The 11,613-nt window shown below is 71.3% G+C and carries 10 protein-coding genes; 1 reads left to right on the top strand and 9 read right to left on the bottom strand.

Going from position 1 to position 11,613, the window contains the following annotated elements:
- The 8 genes from ACH65_RS10365 to ACH65_RS10330 form a co-directional block, all read right to left on the bottom strand.
- A partial coding sequence (locus tag ACH65_RS10365; protein ID WP_049622519.1) for an efflux RND transporter permease subunit occupies positions 1-3,040 on the bottom strand: 3,040 nt, incomplete at its 3' end.
- 1 nt (position 3,041) lies between these two features.
- Positions 3,042-4,097, bottom strand: a complete 1,056-nt coding sequence (locus ACH65_RS10360) for an efflux RND transporter periplasmic adaptor subunit (protein WP_049622518.1) — start codon at positions 4,095-4,097, stop codon at positions 3,042-3,044.
- Between the two features lie 104 nt (positions 4,098-4,201).
- Positions 4,202-5,611 (bottom strand): sensor histidine kinase, encoded by a 1,410-nt coding sequence (locus ACH65_RS10355; protein ID WP_049622517.1) that lies wholly within the window; start codon positions 5,609-5,611, stop codon positions 4,202-4,204.
- Positions 5,595-6,260 carry a response regulator transcription factor gene (locus ACH65_RS10350; protein ID WP_049622516.1) on the bottom strand — a complete coding sequence of 222 codons (666 nt, stop codon included), beginning with the start codon at positions 6,258-6,260 and terminating at the stop codon, positions 5,595-5,597. Before ACH65_RS10350 ends, ACH65_RS10355 begins: the two co-directional genes overlap by 17 nt.
- Positions 6,261-6,296: 36 nt before the next feature.
- A complete protein-coding gene (gene cyoE, locus ACH65_RS10345) occupies positions 6,297-7,202 on the bottom strand; it encodes a heme o synthase (RefSeq protein ID WP_049622515.1) in 906 nt (301 codons plus the stop codon).
- Positions 7,199-8,356 (bottom strand): COX15/CtaA family protein, encoded by a 1,158-nt coding sequence (locus tag ACH65_RS10340; protein ID WP_049622520.1) that lies wholly within the window; start codon positions 8,354-8,356, stop codon positions 7,199-7,201. Before ACH65_RS10340 ends, cyoE begins: the two co-directional genes overlap by 4 nt.
- Positions 8,357-8,530: 174 nt before the next feature.
- Positions 8,531-9,103: a hypothetical protein gene (locus ACH65_RS10335; protein ID WP_049622514.1), complete on the bottom strand. Its 573-nt coding sequence runs from the start codon at positions 9,101-9,103 to the stop codon at positions 8,531-8,533.
- Positions 9,100-9,840 (bottom strand): SURF1 family protein, encoded by a 741-nt coding sequence (locus ACH65_RS10330; protein WP_049622513.1) that lies wholly within the window; start codon positions 9,838-9,840, stop codon positions 9,100-9,102. Before ACH65_RS10330 ends, ACH65_RS10335 begins: the two co-directional genes overlap by 4 nt.
- A 59-nt stretch (positions 9,841-9,899) precedes the next feature.
- Between ACH65_RS10330 and ACH65_RS10325 the strand changes: the two genes are divergently transcribed.
- Complete coding sequence (locus ACH65_RS10325) at positions 9,900-10,115, top strand: twin transmembrane helix small protein (protein WP_049622512.1); 216 nt, start codon at positions 9,900-9,902, stop codon at positions 10,113-10,115.
- A 781-nt stretch (positions 10,116-10,896) separates the two neighbouring features.
- Here the strand turns inward: ACH65_RS10325 and ACH65_RS10320 are convergent.
- Positions 10,897-11,133, bottom strand: coding sequence for a hypothetical protein (locus tag ACH65_RS10320; protein ID WP_049622511.1), 237 nt, complete (start codon positions 11,131-11,133; stop codon positions 10,897-10,899).
- Between the last annotated feature and the right edge of the window lie 480 nt (positions 11,134-11,613).

Genomic DNA, 11,613 nt, shown 5'->3' with positions numbered 1-11,613 from the left:
ACAGCACCGGCAGCAGCAGCAACGTCAGCGCGGTGCAGGTGACCAGGCCGCCGATCACCACGATGGCCAGCGGCCGCTGCACTTCCGAGCCGGGCCCGCTGGCGAACAAGAGCGGCACCAGGCCGAGCGCGGTGATGGAGGCGGTCATCATCACCGGGCGCAGGCGGCGCAGCGCGCCGTCGCGCACCGCGTCGTGCAGCGACTCGCCCGCCGCGCGCAGCTGCTTGAAGTAGGACACCAGCACCAGGCCGTTGAGCACGGCGATGCCGAGCAGGGCGATGAAGCCCACCGAGGCCGGCACCGACAGGTACTGCCGCGACAGCCACAGCGCCACGATGCCGCCCACCAGCGCGAACGGCACGTTGCACAGGATCAAGAGCGCCTGGCGGATCGAGCCGAAGGTGGAGAACAGCACCAGGAAGATCAGCGCCAGCGCCACCGGCACCACCACCGCCAGGCGCGCGGCGGCGCGCTGCTGGTTCTCGAACTGGCCGCCCCAGCTGACGCTGTAGCCGGCCGGCAGGTGCACCTCGCCCTGCACCGCGGCCTGCGCCTCCTGCACGAAACCCACCAGGTCGCGCCCGCGCACGTTGGCCTGCACCAGGGCGAAGCGCGAGCCGTTCTCGCGGCGCACCTGCACCGGGCCGGTGGTGGCCTCGATCTTCGCCAGCTGCGCCAGCGGCACCTCGCCGCCGTCGCCGCGCGCCACGCTCAGGCGCTCGAACAGCGCGGGCGTGTCCACGATGCGCGCGGCGCCGCGCACCACCACCGGGATGCGCCGCTGCTGCTCCAGCACGGTGCCGGCGGGCTGGCCCTCCAGCTGCGCGCGCAGTTCCTCCTGCACCGCGGTCACGTCCAGCCCGTTGCGGCCGGCGGCCTGGCGGTCGATGCGCACGCCGAGGTAGCGCACGCCCTCCTGCGTCTGCGCGATCACGTCCTGGCTGCCCGCGGTGCGTTCGAGGATGGCGGCGATGCGGTTGGCGAGCTGGTTGAGCGTGGCGAGGTCGGGCCCGTACACCTTCACCGCCACGTCGCCGCGGCTGCCGGTGAGCATCTCCGACACGCGCATCTGGATCGGCTGGGTGAAGCCGTATTCGATGCCGGGGAAGTCCTTCATGATCGCGCGCAGCTGGTCCTGCAGCCAGGCCTCGTCGGGCACGCGCCAGTCGGCGCGCGGCTTGAGCTCGAGGAACATATCGGTCTCGTTGAGACCCATCGGGTCGAGGCCCAGCTCGTCCGAGCCCAGCCGCGCCACCACGTGCTCGACCTCGGGCAATTTGGCCTTGATCGCGCGCTCGATCGCCATGTCCTGGTCGCGCGAGGCATCGAGGCTGATCGAGGGCTGCTTGACCAGCTGCATCAGCATGTCGCCCTCGTCCATGGTCGGCATGAAGGTCTTGCCGGTGCCCAGGTACGCGGCCACGCCGAGCAGCAGGGCCACGCCCGCCGCCACGCCCAGCCAGCGGCCGTGCGCCAGCGACCAGTCCAGCAGCGGCCGATAGCCGCGCTCGAGCTGGCGCATCAGCCACGGCTCGGCGTGCGCGCGCTCGCGCAGCAGCAGCGAGCACAGCACCGGGATCGCCGTCATCGACAGCACCAGCGAGGCGGCCAGCGCGAACACGATGGTCAACGCCACCGGCGCGAACAGCTTGCCCTCCAGCCCCTGCAGGGTGAGCAGCGGCATGAACACCAGGCAGATGATGACGATGCCGGCGGTGACCGGCCCGGCCACTTCCACCACCGCGCGGTACACGCGGTGCAGGCGCGGCAGCTCGGCGGTGCCGTCGTGCGGGGAGAGCCGGCTCACCGTGTTCTCGGTCACCACCACCGCCGCGTCCACCAGCATGCCGATGGCGATGGCGAGGCCGCCCAGGCTCATCAGGTTCGCGCTCATGCCGAACAGGTGCATCATCAGGAAGGTGACCAGCGCCGCCATCGGCAGGATCAGCGACACCACCAGCGCGGCGCGCACGTCGCCCAGGAACAAGAGCAGCAGGACCACCACCAGCACGGTGGCCTCGATCAGCGCCTCCTCCACCGTGCCCACCGCGCGCTCGATCAGCGCGCTGCGGTCGTAGAAGGCCTCGATGCGCGCGCCGGCCGGCAGCGAGGACTGCAGCGCCACCAGCCGCTCGCGCACCTGCGCCACCACCGTCGAGGCGTCGGCGCCGCGCAGGCCCACCACCAGGCCTTCCACCGCCTCGCCCGTGCCGTCGCGGCTGACCGCGCCGTAGCGCGTGAGGCTGCCGTAGCGCACCTCGGCCACGTCGCCCACGCGCACGGCCACGCCGTCGCGGCTGGCGACGACTACCCGGCGCAGGTCGTCCAGGCTGTGCACCGCGCCCTCGGCGCGCACGATCAGCGCGTCGTCGCCCTCGCGCAGGCGGCCGGAGCCGTCGTTGCGGTTGTTGCGCTCCACCGCATCGACCACCTCGCGGAAGTGCAGCCCCGCCGCCGACAGCCGCGCGCGGTCGGGCACCACGAGGTAGCTGCGCACCTCGCCGCCGAGCGCATTGAGGTCGGCCACGCCCGGGATGGTGCGCAGCGCCGGGCGAATGGTCCAGTCGAGCAGCGTACGTCGCTCGGCCAGTGTCAGGCCGCCGCCCTCGATGGTGAACATGAACATGTCCGACAAGGGCGTGGCGATCGGCGCCAGGCCGCCGGTGACGTCCGCCGGCAGGTTGCCGGCCGCGGCGGCGAAGCGCTCGGAGACCTGCTGGCGCGCCCAGTAGATGTCGGTGCCCTCGGCGAAGTCGAGGGTGACGTCGGCGATGGCGTACTTGGCGGTGGAGCGCAGCATCACCGACTGCGGGATGCCGAGCAGCTCCAGTTCCAGCGGCGCCACCACGCGCGCCTCCACTTCCTCCGGCGTCATGCCGGGCGCCTTGAGGATCAGCTTGACCTGGGTGGGCGCGATGTCGGGGTAGGCGTCGATGGGCAGGCGCAGGATCGCCCACACGCCCGCGCCGGCCAGCGCCAGCACGGCGAGCAGCACCAGCAGGCGCTGGGCCAGCGCGAATTCCACCAGGCGGCGCAGCATCTCATTCGCCTCCCTGCGGGATGGCGTTGAGCGCGCCGGCGCCGCGCACCACCACGGCGGCGCCCTGGGCGAGCGCGCCGCGCACCACGCTGCGGCCGTCCGCGCTCTGCGCGAGGCGCTCCACCGGCACCGGCGCATAGCCGCGCGCGGTGGCGGTGAACAGCACCGTCTTGCCGGCGCGATCGACCAGCGCCGCGGAAGGCACGGCGACGGCGCCCGGCGGCGCCGGCAGCAGCAGGATGGCGGTGGTCTGCCGGCCGGGCAGCAGGCCACGGCTGCGCAGTTCGGCGCGCACCAGTACGGTCTGGCTGAGCGGGTCGACGGCGCCGCCCGCCTCGCTCACCGTGCCTTCGCCCTCGCCGTCCACGCGCACCGGCAGGCCCACGCGCAACGATGGCGCGTAGCGCGCCGGCACCTGCAGCTCCAGCATCACGCGGTCGCGCGGCGCGATCACGTAGGCCTTGGCCAGCTGGCCGACCGGCTCGCCCGGGCGCAGGTCGCGCTGCAGCACGTTGCCGTCCAGCGGCGCGCGCAGCTCGTAGGTGCCCGGCGCGGCGCCGGCGGCGGCCGGCGCGATGGCGCGCGCGGCCTGCAATGCGCGCAGGCGCGCCGCGGCGGCCTCGCGGCGCGCCTCGGCGGTCTGCCGGCGCGAGGCGGGGATGATGCCTTCGGCGAGCAGCTGGCGATCGCGCGCGGCCTCCGCCGCGGCCACGCGGAACTCGCCCTGCGCGGCGGCGAGGTCCGCGCCCAGCGTCATCGCCTCGCGGCTCTGGATGCGTGCCAGCGGCTGTCCGCGCCGTACCGCCTCGCCCTCGCGCGCCAGCACCGCGACCACCACGCCGGGGTACGGCGCGGTGACCACGTTGGCGCCCTCCAGCGGCACCCGCACCGTGGCCGGCAGGCCGTCCAGCGGCACGCTGGCGGCGGCCTCGGCCTTGCCCACCTGCACGTCGAGCGCCTGCTTCTGCGTCGCGCTCAACACCAGCTCCTGCCCGGACACCGTTCCCTGGAGCGCCAGCCCGGCGGCCAGCGCGAATCTCCACCACAAGCGACGCATGCCTCGATCCCTTCACCGATTCGGCGGCGAGGATGGAGCGCCACGCTTTGAACGAACTTAAGAAGGTCGCCGCAATCGCGGCGCAGGCCGCACGCGGGGTGCGGCTAGATGTCGCGGCCCTCGACCGTCGCGATGTCGGGCAGCGGCTCGAGGATCGCCCACAGCACACCCTCGACCAGCTCGAAGCGCAGCCTGAGCGCGAGCACCTCGGCCAGCGTGCGCGAGAGCGCGAGGCCGAGGCCGCCGTGGCGGCTGGCCTCGCGCGCCGGCGACTTGCGCCAGAAGCGCTCGCCCAGCCGCACCAGGTCGTCTTCGCCGAGGCCCGGCGCCGCATTGCCGATGCGCAGGCGCGAGCCGGACGCGGCCTGCTCCAGCGCCAGTTCCACCCGCGTGCCCGGCGGCGCGTACTCCACCGCGTTGAGCAGCAGGTTGTCCACGATGCGCTCGAGCAGCGCGGGGTCGGCGAGCACCCAGTACTCCGCCGGCAGCGCGGCGTGCAGCGTCACCGCGCGCGGCGCCGCCTGCGTGGCAGCCAGCGCGCAGGCGCGGCGCAGCAGCTCGGCCAGGTCCAGCGGCTCGACCTGCGCGCGGTCCATGCCCGACTCGTAGCGCGAGAGCGCCAGCAGGCTGTCGATGCAGCGGCTCATGCGCTCGATCGCGGCCATCGCCCCATCCAGCCGCGCGGGATCGGCGGCGTCGCGGCGCGCCAGCTCCACCGCCATGCGCATCTCCGCCAGCGGCGTGCGCAGCTCGTGCGCCACGTCGCGCGAGAAGCGCCGCTCGCGCTCGAGCGCGCCCTGCAGGCGCCGGAAGGCGCCGTTCAAGGCGTGCGCGAACGGCCGCAGCTCCTGCGGCAGGTCCGCCGCGGGCAGGGCCGGCGGCGCCTCGGCGCCGGCGTGCGCGGCGAAGGCGAGCAGCGGCCGCAGGCCGCCGCGCACGGCGAGGAAGGACAGCAGCACCGCCACCAGCGTGGCGGCGAGCACGCCCACCACCAGGATCATGTGGATGCCGTGCTCGACCTTGATGATCTGCTGGCGATCCTCCGCCAGCACCAGCAGCGCGTCCTCGCGGTGCGGGCCGAAGGCGACGCGCAGCGCCACGCCGCGCACGTGGCGGTCGTCCGCCAGGTGCAGGTTGTAGAAGTACGGCGCGTTCGCCAGCACCGGCCCGGGCGGCGGCGGCAGCGTGGCGGCGGCGTTGCTGGCCGAGACCAGCAGGGTGTGGCCGTGGCGGTCCCAGATCTGCAGGTATTCGCTGCGGCTGCCGCTGGCGTATTCGGGGTTGATCGTCTGCAGCTCGGCGAGCACGTCCGAGCCCTGGTGGTATTCGAGCAGGGCCGCGACGCTGCGCGCGCGCACCAGCAGGGTGTCGTCGAGGCGGCCGAAGATCTGCCAGTCGATGGCGTAGTCCAGCAGCACGAACAGGCTGGTGAGCAGCAGGCTCAGGCCGCCGGACAGCGAGAGCAGCAGGCGCCCGCGGATCGACCCCAGCAGCAGCTCACGCAGCCACGACATAGCCGAAGCCCCGCCGCGTCTCGATCAGGTCGCGCACGCCGGCCTGGGCCAGCTTGCCGCGCAGGGTGCTCACCAGCACTTCGATCACCTTGTCGGAGGCCTCGCTGCGCGCGTCGTAGAGGCTCTCGAACAGCGCCGCGCGCGACAGCACGCGGCCGCGGCGGCTCATCAGCGTTTCCAGCAGCACGTATTCCTTGGGCGAGAGCGGCAGCACCACGCCGTCCACCCGCGCCAGCCGCGCGCGCGGATCGACCTCCAGCCGGCCGGCGGCGAGCACCAGCGGCACGCCGCCGCTGCGCCGCGCCAGCGCGTGCAGGCGCGCCAGCAGCTCGTCGTAGGCGAAGGGCTTGACCATGTAGTCGTCGGCACCGAGGTTGAGCGCCTCCACGCGGTCGTCCACCTGGTCGCGCGCGGAGAGCACCAGCACGCGCGGCGGGCCGTTGCGCCCCTGCAGCCGCCGCAGCACCGCCCAGCCGTCCAGCTTGGGCAGCATCAGGTCGAGCGTGACCACGTCGTAGTGGTAGCCGGCCAGGAAGCACAGCGCGGCCTCGCCGTCGGCGGCGAGGTCCACCACGTGGCCGTCGTGGGTCAGCGCCGCGGCGAGGTCGCGGCCGAGCGTATCGGAATCTTCGACGATCAGCAGGCGCACGGCGGCATCCTCGTTCGTTCCTTCAACGGTTGCGCTTCAGCCCACCGGCGCCAGCGCGAAACCCGGCTTCAGCAGCGGCCCGACCAGCCAGTGGTCGGCGAGCAGGAAGGCGAACAGCGCCATCAGGTACAGCACCGAGTACTTGAACACGCGCATGGCGAAGAACTCGTCCGGCGGGCGCATCAGGCGGACGGCGTAGTACAGGAAGCCGCCGCCGAGCACCAGCGCGCCGCCCAGGTACACCGCCCCGCTGAAGCCGGTCAACGCCGGCAGCATGGTCACCACCAGCAGCAGCACGGTGTAGAACAGCACCTGCCAGCGGGTGTAGGCCACACCGTGGGTCACCGGCAGCATCGGCACTTCGGCGCGCGCGTAGTCGTCGCGGCGGAAGATCGCCAGCGCCCAGAAATGCGGCGGCGTCCACACGAAGATGATCAGGCACAGCTGCAGCGCGTAGGGGTGCAGGTGCCCGGTGACCGCGGTCCAGCCGAGCACCGGCGGGATCGCGCCGGCCAGCCCGCCGATCACGATGTTCTGCGGCGTGGCGCGTTTGAGATACGCCGTGTAGACCAGCGCATAGCCGATCAGCCCGCCGAAGGTGAGCAGCGCGGTGAGCGGGTTGACCAGCAGCGCCAGGATCAGCATCGAGGCGATGCCCAGCGCCAGCGCGAAGCCCAGCACCTGCCGCGGCGACAGCGCGCCGGTGGCCAGCGGCCGCCGCGCGGTGCGTGCCATCAGCTTGTCGATGCGCTCGTCGATCAGGTGGTTGAAGGCCGCCGCCGAACCGGAGGCCATCCAGATGCCCAGCGTGCCGAACACCAGCGCGCGCCACGGCGGCAGCGCGGGCACGGCGAGGAACATGCCGATGACCGCGCAGAACACCAGCAGCGCCACCACGCGCGGCTTGGTCAACTGCAGGTATTCGCGGAGGTGGGCACTCATCGGGACAGGCCGGGCGACGAAAGCGCCGCATCATCGCCGCGCGGCTGCAGGCGCGCCAGTGTCGCCAGCAGGGTGAGCAGCAGCAGCGCGGCCACGCCGTTGTGCAGCGTCGCCACCGGCAGCGGCAGGCCGAAGTGCACGTTGCTGATGCCGAGCAGCACCTGCGCCACCAGCACCGCGCCCACGGCGATGCCGAAGCCGCGCAGGCCGCGCCGCGCGAGGCGGTGCGAGAGCCAGCCGAGGTAGAGGAACACCGCCAGCGCGCCGAGCCGGTGCGCGATCTGGATCGCGCTGCGCGCGGCCATGTCGAGCACGCCGCCCTCGTAGTTCACGCCGATGCCGCGCCAGAGCACGAACCCCTGGCCGAAATCGGTGGGCGGCGCCCACTGCCCCAGGCAGGTGGGGAAATCCGTGCCGCAGGCGAGCGCGGCATAGTTGGACGAGGTCCAGCCGCCCAGCGCGATCTGCGCCGCCAGCAGCACGATGCCGAACGCCACCGCGTGGCGCAGCGGCGCGTGGCGGTCGTCCGCCGCGCCCACGCCAGCGAAGCGCAGCGCGGCGTAGGCCAGCAGCGCGAAGGTGGTGAGGCCGCCGAGCAGGTGGCCCATCACCACGATGGGCTTCAGCAGCAGCGTCACCGTCCACATGCCGAGCATGGCCTGGAACACGATCACGCCGAAGGCCAGCACCGCGATGCGCCACGCCGCCGGCCGCTTGAGGCCGAGCGCGGCGAGCGCCGGCAGGCCGAGCGCGAGGGCGGAGAACAGCGAGGACAGCGCCATCTGCCCGCGCATGTACAACGTGACACCGCAGGCCGCGCACACCGCCGCCGCGATCACCGCCGCGCGCGCCCAGCGCGTGCGCCAGGCAGCGATCAGGGCCAGCGCGAGCACCAGCGTGCCCAGCGTGCCGGCGAGGAAGCGGTGCACCTGCTCGCGCCACGCCTTGTGGTCCTCGTACGGGCGGTCCGGGAAGGCCGCGTCGGCGCGGGCGATCTCGTGCGCGTGCGCGGGCCAGGTGACCTGGCCGTAGCAGGTCGGCCAGTCCGGGCAGGAGAGCCCCGCGTTGGACAGGCGCACGAAGGCGCCGAACATCACCACGCCGAAGGCGAACACGGCGGCGAGGAGGGCGAGCCAGCGCAGCGCCCGCAGCATGCGGTCGCGGCGGGCGGAGGCGATCGAAGCGCCGTGGGGCGAAGACGGCGGCGGGCGCGTCCCGTCCTCCGTTTTGCGCGCCCCGGCAGAGCGCGAGGTGTGCGGGCCGCCTGCCGGATGCGTGATGGGCGACGCCCCGGCCGTGCGGGTGTCCTCGTCGTGCTGCTGCGTCATTTACCTGATTACCTTTTGCAGATCCTTGCGCAGGCCGGTCGGATCGAAGCCGGCCGGATAGCGCGCCAAAGCGGTGCCGTTGGATTCCACCAGCAGCGCGCTCACGCTGTCGGCCTCCTGCGGACGGAAGGCGGCGAGGCGACCGTCGGCATCGGCGCCGAGCAACCAGTAGCGCGCCATGCCCTCGCCCGCCGCGCCGGCCGGCGGCGTGCCGAGATAGAGCAGGCGCAACCGCGGCGCGTTGCGGTTGAGCGTGATGCGCGCGGCGGTCATCCTGGTCAGCGCCTCCACGCAGCGCGCGGCACAGCCGGGGCCGGCGAGGGCCACCAGGGTCAGCCTCGGCTCGCTGTCGCGCCAGGCGTAGCGCGTGCCGTCGGCAAGCGTCACGCGCACGCCCTCCTCGACGAAGTTGCGCTGCGGCTGCACCGGCTCGCCGCTGGCCTTGCCGGCGGGCTGCCAGCCGCCCACGGTGAGCAGGACGGCCAGCAGCATCGGCGCGGCGAACACCGCCGCGATCAGCAGCAGCTTCAGGCGTCCGGCGCGGCGCACGGAAACGGCGGGGGGCGGACTCACGGCGTGCCCTCCCCGTCGCCGCCCCGGCGCGAGCGATGGCGCAGCACGAAGATCACTACCGCCGCCGCCGCGAAGACGAACCACTGGAAGGCATAGGCGCGATGCCGCGACGGCGGCATCGCGGCGAAGTCGGGCGTGCTGCGCTGGTACGGCGAGGCCGGCTCCGGCTCGAGCGCGAGCACGCGCGGGAACAGCGGCTGGCCGAGGTCGGCGGCGAGCTGCCCGAGGTCGAGATAGACCGTGGTCTTCGGCCAGCGCGCCTGCCCCGGCAGGGCGTCGCCGCCCATCTCCAGCGCATGCCCCGGCGGCGGCAGATACACCCCTTGCAGAAGCTGCTCGCCGGACGGCAGCGCCGGTAGGTCCGGGCGCGCCTCGCCGCCCTGCCCGGGCAGCAGGCCGAGGTCGACCAGCAGCAGACGCGGCTGGCCGGGCATGCGCAGCGGCACGTACACCTCCACGCCGCCGCGGCTGTCGTGCCGCGGGTTGTCGAGCAGGTAGCGGCGGTCGGCCAGGAATTCGCCGCGCACGCCGACCCGCGCGTAGCCCTCGCCCGGAGCCCGCCCGGCTGCGACAGAAAGCGCCACCGGCGGCGCCGCGAGCGCCGCGGCATAGCGTCGCAAGAGTGCCTCCTTCTCGTCGGCGCGATGCAGCTGCCACACGCCCAAACACGCGAACAACAAGGCTCCGGCGGCCGTCAGCAGCACCGCCCACCATGTCGGACGCCGCCAGCCGCTCACGCGGAGGCTCCGCATGCGGCCGTTATACTGCCGCCCCGGTAATCGCTCGGATCGATCACGTGGAAACCATCTACAAATCTGCGTTGGTGATCCTGCTGCTGGTGGTGCTGTTCAACCTCGGCCAGGCGCTGTACTTCATGATGACCGACAAGGGCAGCGGCAAGCGCACGGTGTGGGCGCTGACCCGGCGCATCGGCCTGTCGCTGCTGCTGATCCTGATGGTGGTGCTCGGCATCCTGATGGGCTGGCTGCAGCCGCACGGCATCGGCGGCTGATTGTAGCGGGCCGGGGCGGACAGCGCCCGCCGGCCTTCCTCGCATGCGCTATTTTTGGTAGCGGTTGCCCCAACAAAATCTCGCCCCGACAGTCGCCAGGGCGAGTGAATTTGGATATTTACTCGGGCAATTTCGCAGGACGGGGCCACGATCCCCGGGCTACCCGATAGGGCGTGGACGCCCTTTCCAGGTGCTTCGTCGATGGCTCGCGGGCGCCGGTCACATCCAGTTCTCACTAGATCCAGTTCTCGCTGGGCCGCGAGCCCGCTATCGAGCGCACGTGCTTGCCGACCTTCGCCGACAGCGTGCGGCACGGCTCGCTCGATGCGTTTCCGGGCAGCGTCCGATGGAGCGCCTGCTGCGGGGATACCCGGGTACGTCCGCCTTCACCTGCTTCGGGCTGATGGAAGACTTAGACCAATGATCACGGGCCTTCGGACTTCTGACGCCTGAGCTCTGCAGCACCTTTCACACACGCCCAGGGGATCAACGTGAGACGGGTGTGGTCGCTACCTAGCCATCGGGTACGGAACGCACTGACGCGTGCATACCTGGTCGATCAAATTGAACAACCAATCATCATCTTCGTGAGCACATTGCGCCAGCACATCCTGAAAGGCGCCGTCGGCGGATCGGAAGAAATCCCGCTCGCTAGGATTTTTGGAGTGCACTAGCTCGATCACCGCCTCAATGCGGCATAACATGCCGCGTAACTCTTGTCTCGATTTCAACATGACGGTTGACCTTGACTGGGATGAAGAAGATCTTTTTATCCTTGGGGTTAGTGGAGAATGGACGTCTCGCGGCTGCGATGGTAGTCGTCAATACTTGCAAAAATTCGTTGCCGGATCGCGCTTTCGCAGTCGGTCTTTCCCTGGCTGCAGACGAAGCAGCCAGCGTTAAAAACCACCTCCCCGTCGTCGTCTTCGAGGCTTGAAGACCAGCTCACGGCATACCTTTCCCGCCGGTAGATGACAATGTAGATCAAGTCACGATAGGAGCCTTTAATTTCTGTCATGGTCGCGATCTCCTACGACTGAAGCGAAGGTGAGTCAGGCATCCCAGTCGTTGGTCATGCGCGTGACAGGCGGCCCAAGTGCCTCAAGCCCTTCTCGGGTCTAAGTCCTATTGGCATGTGCAGAGCCTATTGGCATGTGCAGAGCATTAAGTCCACATGCTTCCTGGCTTTGTCCATGAGGTGCCAAGCGCCAGGCGACCGAGCGAAAAGGCTATTCTGACCGGCTGGACGACGACTGTTTCTCGGCGGACGAGTCGCCTACACGCATACCCGGCGATGCAAGTATCTCTGATAGGCGGAGAAGCCCTTGTTTCGCAGCAAAGCTGATCGGCTGCCCAGCTGCCGCTGCCTGTAGAACCGGCGAGGCAACCTGTTCACACCAATCGATAAGTGGATTGCCGTTCATAGAGGCCTCCGTCCATCGTGACTTGGCAGACCGTACCGGCTGACAGGCTGGACACCTAGGGATGCTCTGATCTA

It is taken from the genome of Frateuria defendens (assembly GCF_001182895.1).
GTDB classification, from domain to species: Bacteria; Pseudomonadota; Gammaproteobacteria; order Xanthomonadales; family Rhodanobacteraceae; genus Frateuria_B; species Frateuria_B defendens.
Note: the sequence above shows the minus strand (reverse complement) of the source record. Positions and strands in the feature narration are given on the sequence as shown.